The organism is Methylobacterium sp. ME121 (assembly GCF_000974725.1).
Lineage (GTDB): Bacteria > Pseudomonadota > Alphaproteobacteria > Rhizobiales > Beijerinckiaceae > Methylobacterium > Methylobacterium radiotolerans.
Window position 1 is genome coordinate 42916 of the sequence record NZ_BBUX01000003.1, and the last position, 22954, is coordinate 65869.

At 70.8% G+C, this 22954-nt stretch carries 23 protein-coding genes; 9 read left to right on the forward strand and 14 right to left on the reverse strand.

Going from position 1 to position 22954, the window contains the following annotated elements; genetic code table 11:
• Position 1: 1 nt before the first annotated feature.
• From ME121_RS03930 to ME121_RS03940, 3 genes are all read right to left on the reverse strand, one after another.
• Complete coding sequence (locus ME121_RS03930) at positions 2-691, reverse strand: MotA/TolQ/ExbB proton channel family protein (protein WP_012320111.1); 690 nt, start codon at positions 689-691, stop codon at positions 2-4.
• 132 nt (positions 692-823) lie between these two features.
• On the reverse strand, positions 824-1294 hold the full coding sequence (locus ME121_RS03935; RefSeq protein ID WP_029357739.1) for a hypothetical protein: 471 nt from the start codon (positions 1292-1294) through the stop codon (positions 824-826).
• Positions 1295-1368: 74 nt separating this feature from the next.
• Complete coding sequence (locus tag ME121_RS03940; RefSeq protein ID WP_012320109.1) at positions 1369-1848, reverse strand: hypothetical protein; 480 nt, start codon at positions 1846-1848, stop codon at positions 1369-1371.
• Positions 1849-2267: 419 nt separating this feature from the next.
• Between ME121_RS03940 and ME121_RS03945 the strand changes: the two genes are divergently transcribed.
• Both ME121_RS03945 and ME121_RS03950 read left to right on the forward strand, forming a co-directional pair.
• Positions 2268-2696, forward strand: coding sequence for an Hsp20 family protein (locus ME121_RS03945; protein ID WP_012320108.1), 429 nt, complete (start codon positions 2268-2270; stop codon positions 2694-2696).
• Positions 2697-2797: 101 nt separating this feature from the next.
• Positions 2798-3082 carry a BQ00720 family protein gene (locus tag ME121_RS03950; protein ID WP_024829492.1) on the forward strand — a complete coding sequence of 95 codons (285 nt, stop codon included), beginning with the start codon at positions 2798-2800 and terminating at the stop codon, positions 3080-3082.
• 21 nt (positions 3083-3103) lie between these two features.
• Here ME121_RS03950 and ME121_RS03955 read toward each other — a convergent pair whose 3' ends face one another.
• Positions 3104-3871 carry an alpha/beta hydrolase gene (locus ME121_RS03955; RefSeq protein ID WP_059408387.1) on the reverse strand — a complete coding sequence of 256 codons (768 nt, stop codon included), beginning with the start codon at positions 3869-3871 and terminating at the stop codon, positions 3104-3106.
• A gap of 107 nt (positions 3872-3978) precedes the next feature.
• Here ME121_RS03955 and ME121_RS03960 point away from each other — a divergent pair, with 107 nt between their 5' ends.
• The 3 genes from ME121_RS03960 (at position 3979) to ME121_RS03970 (ending at position 6885) form a co-directional block, all read left to right on the forward strand.
• Positions 3979-5265: a glycosyltransferase family 4 protein gene (locus ME121_RS03960; protein ID WP_245337770.1), complete on the forward strand. Its 1287-nt coding sequence runs from the start codon at positions 3979-3981 to the stop codon at positions 5263-5265.
• 209 nt (positions 5266-5474) lie between these two features.
• Positions 5475-5996: a translation initiation factor IF-3 gene (gene infC, locus ME121_RS03965; protein WP_012320104.1), complete on the forward strand. Its 522-nt coding sequence runs from the start codon at positions 5475-5477 to the stop codon at positions 5994-5996.
• Positions 5997-6099: 103 nt separating this feature from the next.
• On the forward strand, positions 6100-6885 hold the full coding sequence (locus tag ME121_RS03970) for a HesA/MoeB/ThiF family protein (RefSeq protein ID WP_029357741.1): 786 nt from the start codon (positions 6100-6102) through the stop codon (positions 6883-6885).
• On the opposite strand, the gene ME121_RS03975 is transcribed toward ME121_RS03970, so the two are convergent.
• From ME121_RS03975 to rpmI, 5 genes are all read right to left on the reverse strand, one after another.
• Positions 6874-7755: a DUF1186 domain-containing protein gene (locus ME121_RS03975; protein ID WP_059408388.1), complete on the reverse strand. Its 882-nt coding sequence runs from the start codon at positions 7753-7755 to the stop codon at positions 6874-6876. The two genes, ME121_RS03970 and ME121_RS03975, sit on opposite strands and share 12 nt — an antisense overlap.
• Positions 7756-7764: 9 nt before the next feature.
• On the reverse strand, positions 7765-10185 hold the full coding sequence (pheT, locus tag ME121_RS03980) for a phenylalanine--tRNA ligase subunit beta (RefSeq protein ID WP_059408389.1): 2421 nt from the start codon (positions 10183-10185) through the stop codon (positions 7765-7767).
• 98 nt (positions 10186-10283) lie between these two features.
• Positions 10284-11366: a phenylalanine--tRNA ligase subunit alpha gene (pheS, locus tag ME121_RS03985; RefSeq protein WP_012320100.1), complete on the reverse strand. Its 1083-nt coding sequence runs from the start codon at positions 11364-11366 to the stop codon at positions 10284-10286.
• Between the two features lie 157 nt (positions 11367-11523).
• Positions 11524-11901, reverse strand: coding sequence for a 50S ribosomal protein L20 (gene rplT, locus ME121_RS03990; RefSeq protein ID WP_012320099.1), 378 nt, complete (start codon positions 11899-11901; stop codon positions 11524-11526).
• Between the two features lie 51 nt (positions 11902-11952).
• Entirely contained in the window at positions 11953-12156 is a 204-nt protein-coding gene (gene rpmI, locus ME121_RS03995) for a 50S ribosomal protein L35 (protein WP_007561407.1), read from the reverse strand.
• Positions 12157-12622: 466 nt separating this feature from the next.
• Here rpmI and ME121_RS04000 point away from each other — a divergent pair, with 466 nt between their 5' ends.
• From ME121_RS04000 to dapE, 3 genes are all read left to right on the forward strand, one after another.
• Positions 12623-13753 (forward strand): glycosyltransferase family 4 protein, encoded by a 1131-nt coding sequence (locus ME121_RS04000; protein WP_059408390.1) that lies wholly within the window; start codon positions 12623-12625, stop codon positions 13751-13753.
• A gap of 148 nt (positions 13754-13901) precedes the next feature.
• Entirely contained in the window at positions 13902-16247 is a 2346-nt protein-coding gene (locus ME121_RS04005) for an amylo-alpha-1,6-glucosidase (protein ID WP_024829497.1), read from the forward strand.
• An 80-nt stretch (positions 16248-16327) separates the two neighbouring features.
• Positions 16328-17506, forward strand: a complete 1179-nt coding sequence (gene dapE, locus ME121_RS04010) for a succinyl-diaminopimelate desuccinylase (RefSeq protein ID WP_012320096.1) — start codon at positions 16328-16330, stop codon at positions 17504-17506.
• Here the strand turns inward: dapE and truA are convergent.
• The 4 genes from truA to recR form a co-directional block, all read right to left on the reverse strand.
• Positions 17488-18249, reverse strand: coding sequence for a tRNA pseudouridine(38-40) synthase TruA (truA, locus tag ME121_RS04015; protein WP_043074038.1), 762 nt, complete (start codon positions 18247-18249; stop codon positions 17488-17490). The two genes, dapE and truA, sit on opposite strands and share 19 nt — an antisense overlap.
• Positions 18249-19190: a methionyl-tRNA formyltransferase gene (gene fmt, locus ME121_RS04020; protein WP_059408391.1), complete on the reverse strand. Its 942-nt coding sequence runs from the start codon at positions 19188-19190 to the stop codon at positions 18249-18251. The genes truA and fmt overlap by 1 nt, the downstream gene beginning before the upstream one ends.
• 7 nt (positions 19191-19197) lie before the next feature.
• Positions 19198-19713: a peptide deformylase gene (gene def, locus ME121_RS04025; RefSeq protein WP_012320093.1), complete on the reverse strand. Its 516-nt coding sequence runs from the start codon at positions 19711-19713 to the stop codon at positions 19198-19200.
• A 103-nt stretch (positions 19714-19816) separates the two neighbouring features.
• Positions 19817-20422, reverse strand: a complete 606-nt coding sequence (gene recR, locus ME121_RS04030) for a recombination mediator RecR (protein WP_012320092.1) — start codon at positions 20420-20422, stop codon at positions 19817-19819.
• A 415-nt stretch (positions 20423-20837) separates the two neighbouring features.
• Here recR and ME121_RS04035 point away from each other — a divergent pair, with 415 nt between their 5' ends.
• On the forward strand, positions 20838-22457 hold the full coding sequence (locus ME121_RS04035; RefSeq protein ID WP_012320091.1) for a phosphoenolpyruvate carboxykinase: 1620 nt from the start codon (positions 20838-20840) through the stop codon (positions 22455-22457).
• Positions 22458-22616: 159 nt separating this feature from the next.
• Here ME121_RS04035 and ME121_RS04040 read toward each other — a convergent pair whose 3' ends face one another.
• Positions 22617-22940 carry a YbaB/EbfC family nucleoid-associated protein gene (locus ME121_RS04040; protein ID WP_012320090.1) on the reverse strand — a complete coding sequence of 108 codons (324 nt, stop codon included), beginning with the start codon at positions 22938-22940 and terminating at the stop codon, positions 22617-22619.
• Positions 22941-22954: the final 14 nt, after the last annotated feature.

Below are 22954 nucleotides of genomic sequence, written 5' to 3' on the forward strand. Positions count from 1 at the left end.
TCTACTCGGCGGCCGCGCGGTGGGCGCCGGCGCGGTCGCGCGCGAGGCGGTTGCCCAGGACCGAGATGTAGGACGAGAAGGTGCTCTGGATGCCGCTCACGTCGCTCGCGAGCTTGTTGTAGGCCATCACCGCCGGGATCGCGACGACGAGACCGATCGCGGTCGCGAACAGGGCTTCCGCGATGCCCGGCGCCACCACGGCGAGCGAGGTGTCCTGGCTGCGGGCGATGGACGAGAACGAGTTCATGATGCCCCAGACGGTGCCGAACAGCCCGACGAACGGGGCCGTGGAGCCCGAGGTCGCCAGCAGCGACAGGCCGGTGCGCAGGCGCTTCACCTCGATGGTGAGGGCGCCCTTCATCGCCCGCTCGATGCGGTCGCGGCGCTCGGCCCGGGTCTCGGAGGAATCCTGATCGCGCCACGCGTCGATCGCCGCCTTCACCACGTGGCCGGCGATGCCGCGATGCTCGCCGTCGAGGCTGCCGCCGGAGCGGACCAAGTTCGCGAAGGCCTTGGCCTGGCGCCGCGCGGCGGCGAGCCGGATCACCTTCTCGAACACCACCGTCCAGCAGGCGATCGAGGCGATCACCAGCAGGATCATCACGCCCTTCACGATCGGGTCGGCCTGCAGGAACAGGCCGAGGAACGAGAAGTCGTGGGCCGCCTCGATCGGGGCTTGTGTCGGGTCCATCGCGGGCTCCTGGCGTCCTGGTCTCACGCGGCCTTGCGCCGCCATCGTCTCGGGGTGCGGCGAAAGCCGCAGGCCGCCCGGCGGCCCTCGCCGCCGGGCGGTTTGGTCTCGTCGACCGTCACACCACCTGCATCAGCGGTCGAACGGGAGGCCGGCCTTGCTGTCGGTCTCGGTCCGCTCGAGGCAGGCCTCGCGGCCGGCGTCGCCGCCGTCGCAGGTCAGAACGTCGTTCAGGAGGACGCGACCGACCTTGTTGCAGGCGATGCCGGGGAAATCGAAGATCTTCACGGTGGTCTTCTTCGGCGGCAGCGGACCGAGCTCGACGGCCACCCGCTTCTGCGCGACGCCCTCGGGGTCGAACGCGAAGAGATCCACCTTGTAGGACTTGAGGCCGGACCCCTTGTTGTCGATCACCATGGTGATCCGGCAGGCCTCGCCCGCGGTCTCGACCTTGTTGAGCTGCAGCTTGATCGGCGCCTTCTCGGACGCGTCCTGCGCCAGGGCCGACACGACGAAGAGCGCCGAGAGCGCGAAGCAGGCCGCCGTGTCGAGGGCGATGCGCCCGATCCGACGGCGGTACAGGGGAGCGCGCAGGGCAAGCACCGTGACCAAATCCTCTTCGAGTTTGCGCCGGCCGCCGGCTTTCGCCGCGCAGACCGGGTTGGCGGGGAGCGGGATCAGTGCAGCACCGTTCCGGCGGGGCAGGTGGCCGGGGCGAGGCGCTCGGCCGCCGCGTCCAGCGGCCCGACCGCGGCGCGGACCGCCGCCACGAGGCGCGGCGCCGCGTCCTGGCCGGTGATCTCGGCCGCGGCCGCCTCGAGATCCGCCCAGAGTCGCTGGCGGCCCCGGTTGATCAGCTTCACCAGCGCGCATTCGTGGCCGGTCACGCGGCAGCAGCTCGCCGGCATGAATGACCAGTCGCCGTCGCGCTCCGCGCGCAGCGCCCGGATGATCGCGACCACGCAGGCGACGAAGCGGCAGCCCTCCGTCGGGCCGAGCAGCTGCTCGGCACCGTCGAAGGCCGCATTCCAGCAGGCGACGTCGCTGGTCATGTAGCCGGCCGCCACGAAACGGGCCACCGACAGGGCCAGGATATCGGCCTCGTCGCCGCACACGTCGGCGACGCGCCGCATCGCCGCATGGTCCGACGGGGTCATGGGCGTGCTCACGGCTCCGGTGCCTCGCGTCGCGTAAAAAGATCGCGGCGATCAATCTCGGAAGCCGGATCGTCGCCTGTCGCGGCAGTATCCAGGCCCGCTGTCCGGATCAAGGCCCGAAGAGAAAATCAGAGCAGTTCCAAACTGTTAGGAGAAAGCGTGGCTGTTCGGACCTTTGCCTATCGATCCCGCAAATTTTTGCCGAAACATCCCGGATATGCGCGCCGCACGAGCGTCCGGCGAAACCGGCCTCCTCCCTTGATGGCCCGGAAGGCCTTGGCCATATCTCCGTGTTGCCGGCGTCGTCGCGTCCGGCGGAGCGCTGCCTCGAGCGGGCTCCTGTCGACGAGGTGCTCAGGCATCCCGGGATTGCGGCAGATCCCGGGGTCGGAGGCTTCGCTTTCTGGATGATGGCCGCGATGACCCGATCCTCGCCCTTCGGGCACCCGTTCCTGCTCGGCTTCGACGAGATCGAGCAGGCCCTCGACCGGGTCTCCAAGGCCGCCAACGACGGCTACCCGCCCTACAACATCGAGCGTCTGCCCCGCACCGAGAGCGAGCCCGAGCGCCTCCGGATCACCCTGGCGGTGGCCGGCTTCACCCGCGATCAGCTGGACGTGATGCTGGAGGAGAGCCAGCTCGTTGTGCGCGGCCGGCAGGTGGACGAGCGCGAGCGGCACTTCCTCCACCGCGGCATCGCGGCGCGCCAGTTCCAGCGGGCCTTCCTGCTCGCGGACGGCATGGAGGTCCTCGGCGCCGACCTCGCCAACGGCCTCCTGTCGATCGACCTGGTCCGGCCGGAGCCGGACCGCATCGTGCGCAAGATCGATATCGGGGCCCGCGGCTGAGGCCGACCGATTGATTGGCCGGCGCGGATCCCCACATCAGGGTCGAGCCGCCGGTGCCTTCAGGATCGGCGGTGGACGCTCTGCCACCCCAGGAGGGCTTGATGACCGTTCTGAACCCGTCTCCCCTGACCCCCGCCGATCTCGACCCGGCGGAGTTCCAGCCCGCCGATCTCGCGGCGCTGGGCGAGGGGCACATCGCCTACGTCCGGCCGATCCGGTCCGACGAGGTCCGCCGCTTCTTCCCGCAGGCTCCCGAGCTGACGCCCGGCCTCGACCTGTTCGCCCTGCTCTCGGCGAGCGGCGCCCCGATCATGCTCGCCGATTCGCGGGATGTCGTCCTGGCCAACGCCGCGGCACACGACCTGCAGCCCGTCAGCCTGCACTGACCGGCCCGACCCGGGGCCCGGTCAGGCGATCTCGGCCACCGCCGCCACGAGCCGCGCGATATCCCGCGGCCGCGACAGGCGGTGGTCGCCGTCGGCGATCAGCGTCAGCACCGTCCCCTCGGCCGGCAGGCGGTCGACTGTCTTCAAGGCGTGGGTGTAGGGGACGTCGGTGTCCCGCATGCCCTGGAGGATATGCACCGGGCAGGCTGGGTCCACCGGGCCGCCCAGCATGCAGTGACGGCGGCCGTCGTCGATGAGGTCCCGCGTGATCGGGTCCGGCTCCGGCGCGTAGTCGCTGGGCTTCCTGAGGACGCCGTCCCGGATCAGCATCGCGCGGGCCGCCGCGCTGAGACGGTTCCAGATCAGCTCCTCCGTGAAGTCCAGGGCCGGCGCGATCAGCACCAGCCCCGCCGTCGCCTGCCCGCGGGCAACACGGTCGCGGGCCGCCAGGCAGGCGATCCAGCCGCCCATCGACGAGCCGACGAGGACCGGTGCCTCCGTCACGTAGGCCGCGAGGACGGCCTGCGCGTCCTCGAGCCAGGACGAGATGGTGCAGTCCGTGAAGGTCCCACCCGAGGCGCCGTGCGCGGCGTAGTCGAACCGGATGAGCGTCCGGCCCGTCCGCGCCGCCCAGGCATCCAGGGCCGTCGCCTTAGTGGCGGTCATGTCGGAGCGAAACCCGCCGAGCCAGACCACGGGCGGCCCGCCGCCCGCGCGCACCCGCACGGCGATGCGGCGGGCCGCGTCGCCCGTGCCGACGGTGAGGAACTCGGGGGCGGTATCCGTCATCGATCTCTCCGATATCCCTGTCTGAACGTGGAAGAAGTCCGGTCCTGAACGGTTCGGCTTCAACTCTCGTTTACCGGACCGTAAAGCCCGGCGGCGATGCTGGATCAATGGCAGCGAGCATTTGGCAGATACCGGTCGGGGGCCTTCGCGTCCTCGCCGAGGGCCCGCGAACGGGCGACGGAACCCACGCCCTGTCGGGCTTCCCGGCGGAAGTCGGAGCGCTGGCGGGGGCACGCATCCTGCAGATCATCCCCGAACTCGACGCGGGGGGCGCGGAGCGCACCGCGGTCGATGTCGCGGGCGGCCTCGCCGCCGTGGGCGCTCGCGCCCTGGTGGCGACGGAGGGCGGACGTCTCGTCGGCGAGTTGCAGGCCAAGGGTGGGCACTGGCTGCGATTCCCGGCCGCATCGAAGAATCCGGCCTCGATGGCGGTGAACGTCCTGCGGCTGATGGCGCTCTGCCGCCGTGAGGAGGTGCAGATCATCCACGCTCGCTCCCGCGCGCCCGCCTGGGTCGCGCTCGGGGCGGCGCGCCGGCTCGGGCTGCCATTCGTGACCACCTATCACGGCAGCTATTCCGGCCGGACCGGCGTGAAGGTGCTCTACAACTCGGTGATGGCCCGCGGCGACGTGGTCATCGCGAACTCGCACTACACCGCGGACCTGATCCACCGGCTGCATGCCGAGCAGGCCGGCGACCGCGTGCGGGTCATCCACCGGGGCACGGACCTCGCGGTGTTCAACCCGGTGGCGGTCGGCGCCGCCCGGGTGGAGGCGCTGCGCCGGAGCTGGGGCGTCGCGCCCCACGAGCGCGTGATCCTGCTGGCCGCCCGCCTCACGGCCTGGAAGGGCCATCGCGTGCTGATCGAGGCCGCCGCGCAGATGCGCGACCGCGGCGTTCCCGACCTGGCCGTGGTGCTGGCGGGGGATCCGCAGGGCCGCGCCGCCTACGAGCGCGAGCTCGACGCGCTGATCGCCGCGCGCGGCCTCGGGGGCATCGTCCGCCGGGTCGGGCACTGCACCGACATGCCGGCGGCCTTCCGCGCGGCCTCGGTGGTGGCGGTGCCGTCCGTGGAGCCCGAGGCCTTCGGGCGCTCGGCCGTGGAGGCGCAGGCGCTCGGCGCCCCGGTGGTCGTCTCGGACCTCGGCGCCGTGCCGGAAACGGTGCTGGCACCGCCCGAGACCCCCGCGGGCCAGCGCACCGGATGGCGCGTGCCGCCCGGCGACGCGGCCGCGCTCGCCGCCGCCCTCACCGAGGCGCTCTCCCTCGGCGCGAGCGCCCGCGACGCCCTCGGGCGGCGGAGCCGCGCGCATGTCGAGGCGCACTTCTCCCTCGAGCGGATGGTGGGCGACACGCTGGCGGTCTATGCCGGGCTGCTCGGTCGGTCAGCCTGACGGCGGCACCGGTCCCGGCCTCGAATCGCGACGCGGCGGCCGAATATTTGCGCCGCCGCGCGGCTGGGCGGTTGACTCTGGGCGCTGTTCCACCAACGTTGTATGTCCGGATGAAACCGGGACGGCAGGCGGTCAGGAGATCCTCCTGGGGATCCGCCGTTTCGCCGTTGCAGCAGGAGACCTAAGCCATTCGTAGACCGATGAGAGCCATGCCGGCCCCGCAGAAGGACGGGCCGCGCGCGAACCGCGACATTCGCGGTGTGCGGGAAGTGCAGCTGATCGACGATACCGGGCAGAACCGCGGCGTCGTCCCCTTCTTCGACGCCCTGAACCTGGCCGAGGAAGTCGGTCTCGATCTCGTGGAGATCGCGCCGAATTCCGTGCCGCCCGTCTGCAAGCTGCTCGATTACGGGCGCTTCCGCTTCAACGAGCAGAAGAAGCAGAACGAGGCCCGCAAGCGGCAGAAGACCGTCGAGGTGAAGGAGATCAAGCTCCGTCCCGGCATCGACAAGCACGACTACGACACCAAGATGAAGTCGGTTCACCGCTTCTTCGAGGAGGGCGACAAGGTCAAGGTGACCCTGCGCTTCCGCGGTCGTGAGATGGCTCACCAGGATATCGGTCTGCGCCTCCTGGAGCGCGTGAAGAGCGAGACCGCCGAGATCGCCAAGGTCGAGAGCGAGCCGATGCTCGAAGGCCGGCAGATGATCATGATCCTCGCGCCGCGCTGAGCGGCCCGGATCCAGGGACGCGAGACTTGCGCCGCCTCCTCACAGGGGCGGCGTTGTCTTTTCAGCGCTTCCGATCGGCGCCGACGCGGATTATGGGCAGGTTATGGCCCTCGCCCCCGACGAGATCGAACGCTACGCCCGCCACCTCGTCCTGGCCGAGGTCGGCGGTCCCGGTCAGGCCCGGATCAAGGCCGCCCGGATCCTCGTCGTCGGGGCGGGCGGGCTCGGCGCGCCGCTGATCCAGTACCTCGCCGCCGCGGGGATCGGCACGATCGGCCTCGTCGACGACGACACGGTCTCCCTGTCGAATCTGCAGCGGCAGGTGATCCACGGGACGCCGGATCTCGGCCGGCCGAAGGTCGAGAGCGCGGCCGACGCGGTGGCGCGCCTCAACCCGCACGTGACGGTCGTCCGGCACCCGTTCCGGATCGACGCGGGCAACGCCGTCGACCTCATCGCCGGCTACGACCTCGTGGCCGACGGATCCGACAACTTCGCCACGCGCTACGCGGTGTCGGACGCCTGCTTCCGGGCGCGGCGCCCGCTGGTGACGGCGGCGCTGGGCCGCTTCGACGGCACGCTGACCACGATCCGCGCGCACGAGACCGGGGCCGACGGAACTCCGAACCCGACCTACCGCTGCCTCTTCCCGAACCCGCCTCCGCCCGGCAGCGTGCCGGCCTGCGCGGAGGCCGGCGTGCTCGGCGCGCTCGCCGGCGTCATGGGCTCGCTGATGGCCATGGAGGTGATCCGCGCCGTGGCGGGCTTCGGCGAGCCGCTGGTCGGGCGCCTCCTCATGGTCGACGCCCGCGCGATGCGGTTCGAGACCCTGACCTACGGCTGGGATCCCGAGAACCCGCTCAGCGGCAGCGGCGCCTCAGCCGCCTAGCGGCTCCGGCGGCATCCACGGTCCCTCCGCCTCCGCCTTGCCGAGGCAGCACTTCTTGAACTTCTTCCCCGAGCCGCACGGGCAGGGGTCGTTGCGGCCGACATCCTTGAACGGGTTGCGCTGCGGCTCGCCCGCACCCTCCTCGGCCCAGTCGAGCGCTTCGACCGGATCGTCGAGGTAGCCGTACTGGTAGGGGCCGAGCCGGTCGCGGTCGTCCGGCTTGGTCTCCGCCTTGCGCAGGGCCTCCTTGAACCACGCGGCGTCGCTGACCTCGTCGGTGAGCCGTCCGTCGGCGCGGGCCGCGGCCGCGCGCGGCGCGAGGTCCCGGAAGCCGAGATGCGCGATCGTCTCTTCCCAGCCGACCCAGGCGGGACCGTCCTCCACGGCGGCCTGCGCGTCGTCGAACCGGACCAGCAGGTCGTGCATCGCCGTCCGGTCGATCCGCCCCTCCAGGGTCAGGAAGGTGCAGGCGCACATCAGCGCCATGCGCGCGTAATCGTCGACCGTGCTGTCCAGGATCAGCCGGAACAGCGGCTGCGGATCGCCGTCGAACAGGCTCGCCACGACACGGGCGAGGGTCGCCGTGACGGCATCGCCCAGCACGGCGTCGAGGGTCTCCTCGTCGTGCCGGAGCAGCCTGAGGAGCGGCGCCAGGGCGCGCGTGTCCCGGGCATGGGCCATGACATGCAGGCCCCAGAACAGGAGGTTCGTCTCCTCCGGCGTCAGCTCGCGCCCGTCGGCGGCCGCCTCCAGCAGCGGCAGGGTCGCCTCCGCGACGGCGGCCGGGTGGTTGAGGGCCTCCCGCAGCGCCGCCTTCGGCCGGTACTCGGCCGCCGCGAGGTCGTCGATGAGCATCGCGATCCGGTCCATGGCGGCGCCTCAGGCCCGGAGGGTCGCGCCCGTCTTGCGGGAGACCTCGGCGACGATCTTGGCGCTCACCGCCTCGATCTCCGCGTCGGTCAGGGTCCGCTCGACGGGCTGGAGGCGCACCGCGATTGCCACCGACTTGGCGCCGTCCGGCACGCCCGGCCCCTCGTAGAGGTCGAACACGTCGACGCCGGTCACGAGCTTGCGCCCGGCGTTCTGGGCGGCCTTGACGATGTCGCCCGCCGGGACGTCGCGGCCGACCACGAAGGCGAAGTCCCGCGACAGCGGCTGGAATTCCGACAGCGCCAGGGCGGCCTTGGCCTTGGTCGGCTTGAGCTTGGGCAGGGGCAGGGCGTCGAGGACGATCTCGAACGCCACGAGCGTTCCCTTCAGGTCGAGGGCCTGCAGCGTCCGCGGATGCACCTCCCCGAACCAGCCGATCTCGGTCTTCGGGCCGAAGCGCAGCGTGCCCGAGCGGCCGGGATGCAGCCAGGACGGGCCGCCCGCGGTGATCTGGAGGCCGCCCGTCGGCACGCCGAGGCTGCCGAGCAGGGCGAGGGCGTCCGCCTTGGCGTCGAAGGCGTCGACGGTCGCGGCCTTGCCGTCCCAGTGCCGCCCGGCGCCGGCCAGGGTCGCCCCGCCGCGGCGGACCGCCGCCGCGCGGATGGTCTGGCCCTCCGGCTCGTCCGAGGCGAAGCACTGGCCGACCTCGAACAGGGCGGCGTCCGGGTAGCCGCGGTCGGCGTTGCGCTGGGCCGCGCGCAGGAGGCCCGGCACCAGGCTCGGCCGCATGTCGGACAGCTCCGAGGCGATCGGGTTGGCCAGGATCAGGTCGGCGCCACCGCCGCCGAACAGGACGGCGTCGTCGTGCGGGACGAACGACCACGTCACCGCCTCCATGAGGCCGCGGCTCGCCAGGGCGCGCTTGGCCAGGCGGGTCCGCTTCTGCATCACGGTGAGCAGCGGACGGCCGATCCCGGCGAGCGGCGGCAGGGGCTCGGCCTCGATCCGATCGAGCCCGGCGATGCGGACGACCTCCTCGACGAGGTCGGCCTTGCCCTCGACGTCGGGCCGCCAGGACGGCGGCCGCACCGTCACCCTGTCCCCGGTGCCGGAGACGTGGAAGCCCAGCGTCTCGAGGATCTGCTGCATCTCGGCGCGCGGGACGTCGATGCCGGCGAGGCGGCGGACCTCGGTCCAGGGGAAGTCGATGACGTGCTCGGATTCGGGCGGCGCCCCGGCGACCCGCGCCTCGGTCGGCGTGCCGCCGCAGAGATCGACCACGAGCCGCGTCGCGAGGTCGAGGCCGGGGAGCGTGAAGGCCGGGTCGACGCCCCGCTCGAACCGGTAGCGCGCGTCGGTGATGATGCCGAGGCGGCGGCCCGACTGGGCGATGTTGGTCGGGTCCCACAGGGCCGACTCGATCAGCACGTCCGTGGTGCCGGCGTCGCAGCCCGACGCCTCGCCGCCCATGATGCCGGCGATGGATTCGACGCCGTTCGCGTCGGCGATCACCACTGTGTCGTCGGTGAGGGCGTGGGTCCGGCCGTCCAGGGCGCGCAGGCTCTCGCCCTCCCGCGCCCGCCGGACGGTCAGCGCGCCGGCGACCTTGGCGGCGTCGAAGACGTGGAGCGGCCGGCCGCGGTCGAACGTGACGTAGTTGGTGATGTCGACGAGGCTGTTGATCGGCCGCAGGCCGATAGCGCGCAGGCGCGCCTGCATCCAGGCCGGCGACGGGCCGTTCCTGACGCCGCGCACCAGCCGCAGGGCGAACAGCGGGGCGAGGTGGCGGTCGGCCGGATCGAGGGCCAGCGCGACCTCGACCGGGCAGGGGCCCTCGCCGCGCACGCCCGGCAGGGTCTCGCGCTTGAGCGTGCCGATGCCGGCGGCGGCGAGGTCGCGGGCGATGCCGTGGACCGAGGCGCAGTCCGGCCGGTTCGGCGTCAGGTTGATCTCGATGACCGGATCGTCGAGCCCGGCATAGAGCGCGTAGGCCTGTCCGACCGGCGCGTCGGTCGGGAGCTCCATGATGCCGTCGTGGTCGTCGCCGAGGCCGAGCTCGGCGCCCGAGCACAGCATCCCGCGGCTCTCGACGCCGCGGATCGTGCCCACCGACAGGGTGATGTTCTTGCCCGGGACGTAGGTGCCCGGCGGCGCGAAGACCGAGACGAGGTCGGCCCGGGCGTTCGGGGCGCCGCAGACCACCTGCACAGGCGCGCCCGCGCCGGTATCGACGGTGCAGACCCGGAGCCGGTCGGCGTTCGGGTGCTGCTCGGCCGTCAGGATCCGGGCGATGACGTAGGGCTTGAGCGCGGCGGCCTTGTCCTCGATGCCCTCCACCTCCAGGCCGATCCGCGTGAGCGTCTCGGCGACGGTGTCGAGGGAAGCCTCGGTGTCGAGGTGGTCCTTGAGCCAGGCGAGGGTGAATTTCATGATGGACCTTCGAGAGCCCGGTATCGGCTCGACCGTCGGAGGAACAGGATCGCGGGGCCGTCACCGGGGCCGGAGGGCCGCGGCTCGGCCGGGGCGGCTCAGGCCGTGAGGCCGCCCACGAGGCTCGGCACGTCGAGCGGGCGGAAGCCGTAATGGTCGAGCCAGCGGACGTCGGCCTCGAAGAACGGCCGCAGGTCCGGCATGCCGTATTTGAGCATGGCGATTCGGTCGATCCCGACGCCGAAGGCGAAGCCCTGCACGGCGTCCGGGTCGAGCCCGCAATTGCGCAGCACGTTCGGGTGGACCATCCCGCAGCCGAGGATCTCCAGCCAGTCGTCGCCCTCGCCGAAGCGGATCTCGCCGCCCTTGCGCGAGCACTGGATGTCGACCTCCGCGGAGGGCTCGGTGAAGGGGAAGAAGGACGGGCGGAAGCGCATCTTCACGCCGTCCACCTCGAAGAACGCCTTGCAGAACTCCTCCAGCACCCATTTCAGGTTGGCGATGTTGGCGCTCGTGTCGATCACCAGCCCCTCGACCTGATGGAACATCGGCGTGTGGGTCTGGTCGGAATCGTGCCGGTAGGTCCGGCCCGGGATGATCACGCGGATCGGCGGCGTCTGCGCCCGCATGGTCCGCACCTGCACGGGCGAGGTGTGGGTGCGCAGCACCTTGCGCTTCCCGTCGCGGTCCGGCGCCAGGAAGAAGGTGTCGTGCATCTCGCGGGCCGGGTGGCCGGGCGGAAAGTTGAGCGCCGTGAAGTTCAGCTCGTCCGTCTCGATGTCCGGACCCTCGGCGACCGCGAAGCCCATGTCGGCGAAGATCGCGGTGATCTCGTCTATCACCTGGGAGATCGGGTGGATCCGGCCGCGCACCTCGGGGGCCTCGCGGACCGGCAGGGTGACGTCGACCCGCTCGGAGGCGAGGCGGGCCTCCAGGGCGGCCTCGGCCAGCTCGGTCTTGCGCGCGGTGACGGCGCCCTGGACACGGTCGCGCAGGCCGTTGATCAGGGGCCCGCGCTCCTTCCGCTCCTCCGGCGTCATCGACCCGAGGGTCTTCAGCAGGTCCGAGACGCTGCCCTTCTTGCCGAGCGCGGCGACGCGGACCGCGTCGAGGGCCGCCTCGTCGGACGCCGCGCCCACCTGGGCCAGGAGATCGCGTTCGAGGGTGTCGAGATCGGTCATCGCTGTCTTCGAGCAGGGTTGGCGGAGTCGGCCATCGGGCCGTGCTCTCGCGCGTTGTGCGCCCGGGCGCAAGCGCGGCGCGCGGGACCTCGTAAACGACGAAGGCGCGGCTCCTCAGGGGAACCGCGCCTTCCGTCCGTCTCGCCTCAGGCCTGGATCAGGCGGCCTTGGCGGTGTTCTGCGGCAGCGCGGCCTTCGCCTTCTCGACGACGGCGGCGAAGCTCGCCGGCTCGTGGATCGCCAGCTCCGACAGCGCCTTGCGGTCGACGACGATGCCGGACTTGGCCAGGCCGTCGATGAAGCGCGAGTAGGTCAGGCCGTGCTCGCGGACTGCCGCGTTGAGGCGCTGGATCCAGAGGGCGCGGAACGTGCGCTTCTTGTTCTTGCGGTCGCGGTAGGCATACTGCATGCCCTTCTCGACCGCCTGCTTGGCGATGCGGATCGTATTCTTGCGCCGGCCGTAGTAGCCCTTGGCGGCCTTCAGAACCTTCTTGTGCTTCGCGTGACTGGTCACGCCGCGCTTGACGCGGGCCATCGGTTATCTCCTGGATTCGACGAAAGACAGTGGCAACGGGTGTTGAAGGACTTACCGCGCGTTCGGCAGGAAGTACTTCTTCACGTTGGCGGCATCGCCCTCGAACAGGGTCGTGGTGCCGCGCAGGTTGCGGATCTGCTTGGTCGTCCGCTTGATCATCCCGTGGCGCTTGCCGGCCTGGGCGTACATCACCTTGCCGGTGCCGGTGATCTTGAAGCGCTTCTTCGCGCCCGATTTCGTCTTCAACTTGGGCATTTGGCTCTCCGTTGCGCGAAATGATCTCGGACCGATCCGGGAGGATCGGATGAGGTTCGCGCGCTGATGCTTCTGGTGGAGCAGCACGAGCCGCCACGGCAGCCCTATCGGCCGGGCGGTTCGACGCGGGGCGGCTTATGACAGAAAGCTGACGCGGCGGCAACGCCCGCGGATCGGAGCACGAGATCGAGATCAGACGGAACGCGTCGCCGTGCTTCGGCGTATCGAGCCCGGAGACCGAGCTTCTCTGCAGGACACCCGCTCCGGCGAATCGGCGACGGCGGGGCAGCGGCCGTTTCACCCGTGCTGATTCGGGGGAATTCGGGGACGGCTTGCGCGCCGCACAAAACGGCGAGGGACAGCGGGTGCGCCAGGAACCATAACCTTAGCCGTCGGTTTCATTCATGTCCCGCTCAGGCCGGCAGGGTTAGACCCCCCGTCAAATTGGCCAACCAGGAGACACTTCGTGCGCATTGCCCAGATCGCTCCGTTGTCGGAGGCCGTCCCTCCGAAGTTCTACGGCGGCACCGAGCGCGTCGTCAGCTGGATTACAGAGGAACTGGTTCGCCAGGGCCACGAAGTCACGCTGTTCGCAAGCGGTGACTCCGAGACGACTGCCAAGCTCGCGGCCTGCACGCCCGAGGGCTTGCGCCTGCTCGGCTACCGGGATCACACGGCCAGCCACCTGGCGATGCTGCATCAGGTGCACCGCCGCGCGCACGAGTTCGACATCCTGCACTTCCACATCGACCTGCTTCAGTACCCGATGTTCGAGGATCTGAACCACAAGTGCATCACCACGATGCACGGTCGGCTCGACGTGCCGGACTTCATGCCGGTCTACCGCACCTTTACGGGCATGCCGCTGGTCTCGATCTCCGACAATCAGCGCCTGCCCATGCCGCCGACCTCCAACTGGCTGGCGACGATCCATCACGGCCTGCCGGCCGAGAACTGCCCGTACTACCCGGAGGCCAAGGGCGGCTACCTCGCCTTCCTCGGCCGGATCTCGCCCGAGAAGCGGCCCGACCGCGCGATCGAGATGGCGATCCGCTCCGGCACGCCCCTCAAGATCGCCGCCAAGGTCGACAAGGCCGATCAGGATTACTGGGACGAGGTCATCGAGCCGATGTTCCACCACCCGCTGATCGAGTACATCGGCGAGATCAACGAGGAGCAGAAGAAGGACTTCCTCGGCAACGCCCTGGCGCTCGCCTTTCCGATCGACTGGCCGGAGCCCTTCGGCCTCGTGATGATCGAGGCGATGTCGGCCGGCACCCCGGTGATCGCGTTCCGGAACGGCTCCGTGCCGGAGGTCATCAAGGACGGCGTCGGCGGCGTGCTCTGCGATAACATGGACGACGCCGTGGCCGCTGTCGCCAAGGTGAAGGCGATGAGCCGCGCCGGCGTGCGCCGCCACTTCGAGAGCGCCTTCACCGCCGAGTGCATGGTGAAGAAGTACGTGGCCGCCTACGAGGAGCTGCTCGCCCGCGGCGCCGACGTGATCAAGCTGCCGAAGTCCGGGTTCATGCCGCAGTACGGCGAGGTCAACGGCTCCGCGCGACCGGCGATCCCGGTCGCCGCCATGCCGGCCTGAAACACGGCACCGGGCTTGCGAGGCGGGTCCGGCTCGGCCTAGCGTCTTAAAGGCGACTCATCCGTAGGGTGAACAAGGGCTGCTGCATCGTAGGGATGCAGCAGCCCTCTCGATTCGCACCCCTCACTTGCACCCGGAGATGCCCTGCATGGCGGCGGACAACACGGCAGCGGCCCACGATGCGAAGGCCCGGACCGCGGCGAGCGCCGGAAGCGTGGCGCACGGATTCCAGGACGCGGACGACGTCCTCCCGACCTACCATATCGAGGCGCAGACCTCCCTGGTCGAGCGGCCGCTGCGCTCGCTGAAGTTCGGCGAGGCCTTCGGCGTCCTCGATTCCTACGGCGACATCGGCGTCCAGCCCGGGCCGGAAGGCCTCTATTTCCAAGACACGCGCTACCTCTCGCGCCTGGAGGTGACGGTCGAGGGCCAGCGCCCGCTGATGCTCTCCTCGGTGATGCAGGACGATAACGGCGCGCTCAGCGTCGACATGACGACACCCGACATCCGCATCGACGCCCACGACGAGACCTCGATCCCCCGCGAGACGATCGCGATCGAGCGCACCAAGTTCCTGTTCCGCGGCGCCTGCTACGACCGGATCGGCCTTCGCTCGTACGATTCGAAGCACCGGCGCCTGCGCATCGCCGTCACCTTCGACGCGGACTTCCGCGACCTCTTCGAGGTCCGCGGGACCGACCGTCAGGAGCGCGGCAAGCGCGGCGTCCTGGTGGCGAGCGACCGCGAGGTGCAGTTCCGCTACGTCGGCCTGGACGAGATCGTCCGGACGACGTCCCTGCATTTCGGCCCGAAGCCCGATTCGATCGAGCCCGGCAAGGTGGCGTTCGACGTGTCGCTCCCGCCGGGCGGCCGGACCTCCCTGTTCATCCGGGTGACCTTCGAGGCGCACCGGGCCTTCACCAAGCCGCCGACCGACACGATGGTCGGCGAGGACGCGGCCGCCCGGCTCACGCTGGCGGCCAATGCCGGCGGCGCCCGGCGCGAGCCGAAGGATCTCGGTGAGGGGACGATCTTCGCGCGCGCCTACCGCGATTCGCGGCGCGACCTGCGCGCGCTGACCGCCGGCATCACCACGATCATCTCGTCGAACGACCAGTTCAACGAGGGCCTGTGCCGGGCAACCGCCGACCTCTACATGCTCGCGAGCCGCACCCCGGAGGGCATCTACCCGTTCGCCGGCATCCCCTGGTACTCCACGGTGTTCGGGCGCGACGGCATCATCACCGCGATGATGGCCCTGTGGATCGACCCGAAATTCGCCCGGGGGGTCCTGCGCTACCTCGCCTCGACGCAGGCCAAGGCGGTCGATCCGGCCGCCGACGCCCAGCCCGGCAAGGTCCTGCACGAGACCCGCCGCGGCGAGATGGCGATGCTCGGCGAGGTGCCGTTCCGGCACTATTACGGCACCATCGACGGCACGCCGCTCTTCGTGATGCTGGCCTGGGAGTACTACGCGGTCACGGGCGACCTCGAGACCGTGCGGGCGATCTGGCCGGCCCTCGAACTGGCGCTCGAATGGATGGACCGCTACGGCGACCGCGACGGTGATGGGTTCGTCGAGTACGCCCGCGACACCGACAAGGGCCTCGAGAACCAGGGCTGGAAGGACAGCCACGACTCGATCTTCCACGCCGACGGCCACCTGGCCAAGGGCCCGATCGCTCTCTGCGAGGTACAGGGCTACGTCTACGCGGCCAAGAACGGCATGGCGAAGCTCGCGGCGCTCCTCGGCCACGACCCGATGGCCGAGCGGCTCACCCAGGAGGCCGCGAGCCTGCGCGAGCGGTTCGACGCGGCGTTCTGGAACGAGGAGATCGGCACCTACGCGCTGGCGCTCGACGGCGCGAAGAAGCAGTGCGCGGTCCGCTCCTCCAATGCCGGCCACGCCCTGTTCACCGGCATCGCCAAGCCGGAGCGGGCGGCGCGGGTCGCCGAGACGCTGCTGTGCAAGGACGGCTTCAACGGCTGGGGCGTGCGCACGATCGCCAAGGGCGAGGCGCGCTACAACCCGATGTCCTACCACAACGGCTCGATCTGGCCGCACGACAACGCGCTGATCGCGATGGGTCTCGCGCGCTACGACCGCAAGCACGAGGCCGCGCGCATCTTCCAGGGGATGTTCGACACCTCGCTCTACCAGGACCAGAAGCGGCTGCCGGAGCTGTTCTGCGGCTTCATGCGCCGCAAGCAGCGCGGCCCGGTCTCGTACCCGGTCGCCTGCAGCCCGCAGGCCTGGGCGGCGGCGGCGCCGTTCGCGTTCCTGGCGGCCTGCCTCGGCCTCGAACTGGACCACGAGCGCAACCGCGTCCGGCTCAAGAACCCGATCCTGCCGGGCTTCCTCGACGGGGTGACGCTCTACAACGTGAAGCTCGGCGGCTCGCGCCTGGACATCCGCTTCCAGCGCTACGACGACGACGTCACCGTCTCGGTGCAGCGCCGCCACGGCGACGTGCAGGTCGTGGTCACCAAGTAGGGCCCGGGTCGGGAGTTCCGGGGCGGCCCGCTTCGGGTTAAGCGGGCCGCGCGGCACCTCGCGCCGCCGAGGACGGGTTCATGCCGGCTGACCATCACGCCCCCGACGCGGCCCTGCGCCTCGCGCAGGACCTGATCCGCTGCCCGTCCGTGACACCGGAAGATCGGGGCGCCCTCGACGTGGTCGCCGACGCGCTCCGGCCGGCCGGCTTCGCGATCGAGCGGCCGGTCTTCGCGGAGCCCGGCTATCCCGATACGCCGAACCTCTATGCCCGCATCGGGCAGAACGGTCCGTGCCTCGTCTTTGCCGGCCACACCGACGTCGTGCCGGAGGGCGAGGGCGCCTGGCGCCACGATCCCTTCGCGGGCGCCGTGGCCGACGGGATGCTGTATGGCCGGGGCGCGGCCGACATGAAGGGCGGCGTCGCCTGCATGCTCGCGGCGACCCTCGCCTTCCTCGACCGGCGCGGGGCCGATTTCGGCGGCTCCATCGCGTTCCTGATCACCGGCGACGAGGAGGGACCCGCGGTCAACGGCACCGTGAAGCTCCTCGACTGGGCGCGGCGCCGGGGCGAGCGGTTCGACCACTGCGTCCTCGGGGAGCCGACCAACCCAGGCCGGCTCGGCGAGATGATCAAGATCGGCCGGCGCGGGTCGCTGACCGGCAAGCTCACTGTGCTCGGACGGCAGGGCCACGTCGCCTACCCGCACAAGGCCGAGAACCCGATTCCCGGCCTGCTGCGCCTCGCCTCGGCGCTGATCGCCGAGCCTCTGGATCGTGGGACCGCGCATTTCGACGCCTCGAACCTCGAATTCACCACGGTCGACGTCGGCAATCCAGCCACCAACGTGATCCCGTCGACCGCCCGGGCAACCTTCAACGTCCGCTTCAACGACGACTGGACGGCCGAGAGCCTGGGCGCCGAGATCCGCCGGCGCCTGGAGCAGGCGGCCGGGAACGCGGTCCGCTTCACCCTCGACCTCCAGCCCTCGAACGCGCCGGCCTTCCTGACGCGGCCGGACGCCTTCGTGACGCTCGTCGCCGAGGCGATCCGGGCCGAGACCGGTCTGACGCCGACGCTCTCCACCACCGGCGGCACGTCGGACGCGCGCTTCATCAAGGATGCCTGCCCGGTGATCGAGTTCGGCCTCGTCGGCGAGACGATGCACCAGGTCGACGAATGCGTGGCGGTCGCCGACCTCGAGCGGCTGACCGCGATCTACGGGCGCGTGCTCGACGCCTATTTCCCGGGATCGTAGTCGACGCCCACGAAGGTCAGCCCCGCGGCCGGGGCCAGCGGCCCGCAGCGGCTTTTGTCGCCCGAGGCGAGGATCTCGGCCACGTCGTCCGCGGCGAGGCGACGGCAGCCGGCGAGCATCAGCGTGCCGACCATCGCCCGCACCTGATGGTGCAGGAAGGAGCGCGCCGCGGTCGCCACCACGATCTCGTCGTGGAGCGCCATCGGCGCGCGGGCGACGTCGAGCTGCTCCAGCGTGCGGATCGGGCTGTTCGCCTGGCATTCGGCGGCCCGGAAGGCCGAGAAGTCGTGGCGGCCGACGAGGCGCTGGGCGGCGTCGTGCATCAGGTCCGCGTCGAGGGGCCACGGCACGTGCCAGACATGGGCCCGCGTCAGCGCCGCGGGGCTGCGCCGGTTGAGGATGCGGTAGCGGTAGTGCCGGCGGATCGCCGAGTGGCGGGCGTCGAAGCTGTCGGGCACGGTCTCGGCAGACAGGATCGCCACCGGCTGCGGCCGCAGATGGGCGTTCAGGGCGTCCCGGACCGTGTCGGTCCGCCAGTCCTTGGCGAGGTCGAGATGGGCGACCTGATGGATCGCGTGCACGCCGGCATCGGTCCGACCCGCGCAGGTGAGCCGGGCATTCTCGCCGGAGAAGCGCGTGACGGCCGCCTCGATCGCGCCCTGGACCGTGGGATCGTCGGCCTGCCGCTGCCAGCCGCAGAAGGGGCCGCCGTCGTACTCGATGACGAGCTTGTAGCGGGGCATCAGCCGAGGCGGGCGCCGGGCGCCAGCCGCGCGCCGCGGACGAACTCGGCCCCGCTCGCGCTTCCGCCCTTCCCGGCGCGGCGCAGCTCCACGAGCCGCACGGCGCCGTCCCCGCACGTGACGGTGCCTTCGGCGTCGAGCAGCGTGCCCGGCACGCCCGCGCCCGAACCCGCGCACTGGGCGAGGGCGGCGCGCAGCACCTTCACCCGCTCGGGCCCCTTGCCGAGATCGACCTCAAAGAAGGCGCCGGGGAACGGCGACAACCCGTTGATCCGGTTCGCGACCTCAGCGGCCGGCCGGGACCAGTCGATCCGCGCCTCGTCGTTGGTGATCTTGTGCGCGTACACGACGCCGTCCTCCGGCTGCGGCGTGAAGGTCAGCGTGCCCGCGTCGAGCGCCGCGAGGGCCCGCGCCATCAGGTCGGCGCCGAGCGGCATCAGGGCGTCGTGCAGCGCGCCCGCCGTCATGCCCGGCGCGATCGGCAGCCGGGCCTCCAGCGCCACCGGGCCGGTGTCGAGGCCCGCCTCCATCCGCATCACGCCGACGCCGCTCTCGGCATCGCCCGCCATCACGGCGCGCTGGATCGGCGCCGCCCCGCGCCAGCGCGGCAGCAGGGAGCCGTGCAGGTTGAGGCAGCCGTGCTTCGGCGCGTCGAGGATCGCCTGCGGCAGCAGCATCCCGTAGGCCACCACCACGGCGACGTCGGCCCGGTGCGCCGCGAAGGTCTCGGCGGCTTCGGGCGTGCGGAGCGTCGCGGGTGTCAGGACCGGGATGCCGAGCGAGTCGGCCAGCGCGTGGACCGGCGAGGGGCGCAGGCTCATGCCGCGGCCGGCCCGGGCGGGCGCGCGGGTATAGACCGCCGCGATGTCGTGCCCGTCCTGCGCGAGCCGGGCGAGCGTCGGCACCGCGAAGTCCGGCGTGCCCATGAAGACGACGCGCATGGCCGGATCAGGCCGCGTCGCGCTTGGCCGCCTTGGTGAACTTCTTGATCACCCGGTCGCGCTTCAGCTTCGACAGGTGGTCGATGAACAGCACGCCGTTGAGATGGTCGATCTCGTGCTGGATGCAGGTCGAGAGCAGGCCGTCGGCCTCGATCTCCCGCTCCGTGCCGTCGAGGTCGCGGAACTTCACCCGCACCCGGTCCGGCCGCTCGACCTCGGCGTAGTAGTCCGGGATCGACAGGCAGCCCTCGTCGTAGACCCGCTTCTCCTCCGAGGACCAGACGATCTCGGGGTTGATGAACACCCGCGCGTCGCGGACGCCTTCCTCCTTCGACGTGTCGATCGTGACGACGCGCTTCGGCACCCCGATCTGGATCGCCGCGAGCCCGACGCCGGGGGCGTCGTACATCGTCTCGAACATGTCGGCGACGAGGGTGCGGATCTCGGCGGTGATCGGCCCGACCGGCTCGGAGCCCAGGCGCAGGACAGGATCGGGAAGGATGACGAGCGGGCGGATGGTCATGGCAGGAACCGGCAGGGAAGGCGCCGGGACGGGTCCGGGCTCTCCGTCGAATAGGATGCGGCCGTGGACCGGTCAAATACCGGTTGGTGCCCGTCGCCGACCCTCAGAACGCCGTCCGGCTGCGGATCGCCGCCGACAGCGTGCCCTCGTCGAGGTAGTCGAGCTCGCCGCCGACCGGCACGCCGTGGGCGAGGCGCGTGACCTTCACGTCGCAGTGCCGGATCGACTCCGTGACGTAGTGGGCGGTGGTCTGGCCGTCGACCGTGGCGTTGAGCGCCAGGATGACCTCGGTGACCTCGGGCCGGGCCACGCGCTCCACGAGACTCGCGAGGTTCAGGTGCTCCGGCCGGACGCCGTCCAGCGCCGAGAGGACGCCGCCGAGCACGTGATAGCGCGCCTTCACGGCCCCGGAGCGCTCCAGGGCCCAGAGGTCGGACACGTCCTCCACCACCACGAGCGTCGTCGGATCGCGCTCGGCGTCGCGGCAGATCGTGCACGGGTCCGAGGTGTCGACGTTCCCGCAGCTCGTGCACACGACGATGCGGTCGGCCGCCACCCGCATCGCGTCGGCGAGGGGCCCGAGCAAAGTGTCGCGCTTCTTGATGAGCTGGAGGGCGGCCCGCCGCGCCGAGCGCGGTCCGAGGCCCGGCATGCGGGCGAGGAGCTGGATCAGGCGCTCGATCTCGGGGCCGGCGACGGCTTGGGGCATCGTGCCTCTGGGGCGAGGAAGGGGCTTCGGATCCGGACGGGCATAGACGGCGGCGGGCGCCGCGCAAGGGTCCGGGGACGGGTGAGTACCCGCTTGTGTGGTATATGGGTATTCCGAAGCCGCTCCGCCGGTGGCATTATGCTGCCCGACGAACGGAACTGCTTACAGACTTGGGTTCCTGAGTCCACGACTGTGGTCTAACCTGTTTGTACACGTTGCGGGCTCCCGGCGGGGCCCCTTATGACAGCGAAGCTTCGCCACCTACTCGAGAGTGGGGAGGCGAGCGGCCGGGAACGGAGATCCTGCGTGCGGCGGTCCTGTACGACCGCACGGACGTCTCCCGGGCAAGCCCGGACGGCGGTGCCGTCCGGTTCAGTCGCGTCGACGGTCGAACAGGGGCCCGGGAGATACGATCTTGACCAACATCGGTGATCACAACGCGGCCCACGGCGCCGAGGCGGCCGGCTTCCGCGACCTCAAGGCCGTCCACTGGAATTTCGAGGCTCCGCGCCTCTACGAGGAGGCCCTGTCCCGCAAGGAGGCGCAGCTCGCCCGCGGGGGCGCGATCGTCGCCACCACCGGCAGCCATACCGGCCGCTCGCCCAAGGACAAGTTCGTGGTCCGCGACGCCGGCACCGAGAACGAGGTCTGGTGGGACAACAACGGCGCCATCACGCCCGAGCAGTTCGAGACCCTGCGCCAGGACTTCCTGAAGCACGCCGAGGGCAGGGAGCTGTTCGCCCAGGACCTCTACGGCGGTGCCGATCCGGCCTACCGGGTGAAGGCGCGGGTGTTCACCGAGTTCGCGTGGCACTCGCTGTTCATCCGCAACCTGCTCATCCGGCCGGACCGCTCCGAGATCGCGTCCTACGTGCCGGACATGACGATCATCGACCTGCCGAGCTTCCAGGCGGATCCCGCCCGGCACGGCTGCCGGTCGAAGACCGTGATCGCCATCGACTTCTCGAAGAAGCTCGTGCTGATCGGCGGCTCCGCCTACGCGGGCGAGATGAAGAAGTCGGTCTTCACCTACCTGAACTACATCCTGCCCGGTCAGGGCGTGATGCCGATGCACTGCTCGGCCAACGCGGCGCTCGACGCCGAGGGCGGCTCGGCGATCTTCTTCGGCCTGTCCGGGACCGGCAAGACGACGCTGTCGAACGATTCCTCCCGCCAGCTGCTCGGCGACGACGAGCACGGCTGGTCGAATTCCGGGATCTTCAACTTCGAGGGCGGCTGCTACGCCAAGACGATCCGTCTCTCGCGCAACGCCGAGCCGGAGATCTACGCCACCACCGAGCGCTTCGGCACGGTGATGGAGAACGTGATCATCGACCCGGTCACCCGCGTGCCGGACTTCGACGACGCTTCGCTCACCGAGAACACACGCTGCGCCTACCCGCTGGACTTCATCGCCAACGCGAGCGCCACGGGCCGGGCCGGGCATCCGAAGAACATCGTGATGCTGACCTGCGACGCCTTCGGGGTGATGCCGCCGATCGCCAAGCTCACCGGCGCCGAGGCGATGTACCACTTCCTCTCGGGCTACACCGCCAAGGTGGCCGGCACCGAGCGCGGCCTGACCGGGCCGGAGGCGACCTTCTCGACCTGCTTCGGCGCGCCGTTCATGCCGCGGCACCCGAGCACCTACGGCAACCTGCTGCGCGACCTCATCGCCAAGCACAGCGTCGATTGCTGGCTGGTCAACACCGGCTGGACCGGCGGCGGCGTCGGCACCGGCCGGCGGATGCCGATCCGCGTGACGCGCCGCCTGCTGAGCGCCGCCCTCGACGGCTCGCTGGCGCAGGCCGAGTTCCGGCGTGACCCGTACTTCGGCTTCGCGGTGCCGGTCTCGGTTCCGGGCGTCGAGCCGCACATCCTGACCCCGGTGAAGACCTGGGCCAACAAGGGTGCCTTCGTGGAGACGGCCGCGCGGCTGGTGAAGATGTTCGATGACAACTTCAAGCGGTTCGAGGACCATGTCGACGCCGACGTGCGCTCTGCCGGACCGACCGCGCAGGCGATCGCGGCCTGAAGATCGGACGGGCGGCTCGCAGGGCCGCCCGTTCCTCCCGTCCTCGCGAGCGCGACGAAGCAGTCCAGAGCAGCGCGTCCTCGACGAGCGCGGCGCTGCCGGATCGCTCCGCCGCACTCGCGAAGACGACGGATTCGACCGTTCCGTCGGACCTGCAGCCTAGAAGGGCAGCTTCATGCCCGGCGGTAGCGGCAGGCCCTTCGTCAGCTCGGCCATGCGCTCCTGCATGGTCGCCTCGGCCTTGCCGCGGGCGTCGTTGCAGGCGGCCACGATCAGGTCCTCCAGGATCTCGCGCTCGTCCGCCACCATCAGCGACGGGTCGATGCTGACGCCCTTCATCTGGCCCTTGGCGGTCATGGTGACCCGGACGGAGCCGCCGCCGGAGGCGCCGCTCACCTCGATCTCGTCCATCTCGGACTGCAGGTTGGCCATCTTCTCCTGCATGGCCTGAGCCTGCTTCATGATGCCCATCAGGTCGCGCATGCGGCTCTCTTTCC

Excerpts from the sequence above, each read along its gene's own strand:
- pheT (WP_059408389.1), bottom strand. The coding sequence starts at position 10,185 with ATGAAATTCACCCTCGCCTGGCTCAAGGACCACCTCGACACCGAGGCT.
- rplT (WP_012320099.1), bottom strand. The coding sequence starts at position 11,901 with ATGGCCCGCGTCAAGCGCGGCGTGACCAGTCACGCGAAGCACAAGAAG.
- fmt (WP_059408391.1), bottom strand. The coding sequence starts at position 19,190 with ATGCGCGTCGTCTTCATGGGCACGCCGGACTTCGCGGTGCCGACGCTC.
- ME121_RS03960 (WP_245337770.1), top strand. The coding sequence starts at position 3,979 with ATGGCAGCGAGCATTTGGCAGATACCGGTCGGGGGCCTTCGCGTCCTC.
- def (WP_012320093.1), bottom strand. The coding sequence starts at position 19,713 with ATGACCATCCGCCCGCTCGTCATCCTTCCCGATCCTGTCCTGCGCCTG.
- rpmI (WP_007561407.1), bottom strand. The coding sequence starts at position 12,156 with ATGCCCAAGTTGAAGACGAAATCGGGCGCGAAGAAGCGCTTCAAGATC.
- ME121_RS04040 (WP_012320090.1), bottom strand. The coding sequence starts at position 22,940 with ATGCGCGACCTGATGGGCATCATGAAGCAGGCTCAGGCCATGCAGGAG.
- infC (WP_012320104.1), top strand. The coding sequence starts at position 5,475 with ATGCCGGCCCCGCAGAAGGACGGGCCGCGCGCGAACCGCGACATTCGC.
- ME121_RS03975 (WP_059408388.1), bottom strand. The coding sequence starts at position 7,755 with ATGGACCGGATCGCGATGCTCATCGACGACCTCGCGGCGGCCGAGTAC.
- ME121_RS03945 (WP_012320108.1), top strand. The coding sequence starts at position 2,268 with ATGACCCGATCCTCGCCCTTCGGGCACCCGTTCCTGCTCGGCTTCGAC.
- ME121_RS04005 (WP_024829497.1), top strand. The coding sequence starts at position 13,902 with ATGGCGGCGGACAACACGGCAGCGGCCCACGATGCGAAGGCCCGGACC.
- recR (WP_012320092.1), bottom strand. The coding sequence starts at position 20,422 with ATGCCCCAAGCCGTCGCCGGCCCCGAGATCGAGCGCCTGATCCAGCTC.
- ME121_RS03950 (WP_024829492.1), top strand. The coding sequence starts at position 2,798 with ATGACCGTTCTGAACCCGTCTCCCCTGACCCCCGCCGATCTCGACCCG.
- ME121_RS03955 (WP_059408387.1), bottom strand. The coding sequence starts at position 3,871 with ATGACGGATACCGCCCCCGAGTTCCTCACCGTCGGCACGGGCGACGCG.
- truA (WP_043074038.1), bottom strand. The coding sequence starts at position 18,249 with ATGCCCCGCTACAAGCTCGTCATCGAGTACGACGGCGGCCCCTTCTGC.
- ME121_RS03930 (WP_012320111.1), bottom strand. The coding sequence starts at position 691 with ATGGACCCGACACAAGCCCCGATCGAGGCGGCCCACGACTTCTCGTTC.
- ME121_RS03940 (WP_012320109.1), bottom strand. The coding sequence starts at position 1,848 with ATGACCCCGTCGGACCATGCGGCGATGCGGCGCGTCGCCGACGTGTGC.
- dapE (WP_012320096.1), top strand. The coding sequence starts at position 16,328 with ATGCCGGCTGACCATCACGCCCCCGACGCGGCCCTGCGCCTCGCGCAG.
- ME121_RS03970 (WP_029357741.1), top strand. The coding sequence starts at position 6,100 with ATGGCCCTCGCCCCCGACGAGATCGAACGCTACGCCCGCCACCTCGTC.
- pheS (WP_012320100.1), bottom strand. The coding sequence starts at position 11,366 with ATGACCGATCTCGACACCCTCGAACGCGATCTCCTGGCCCAGGTGGGC.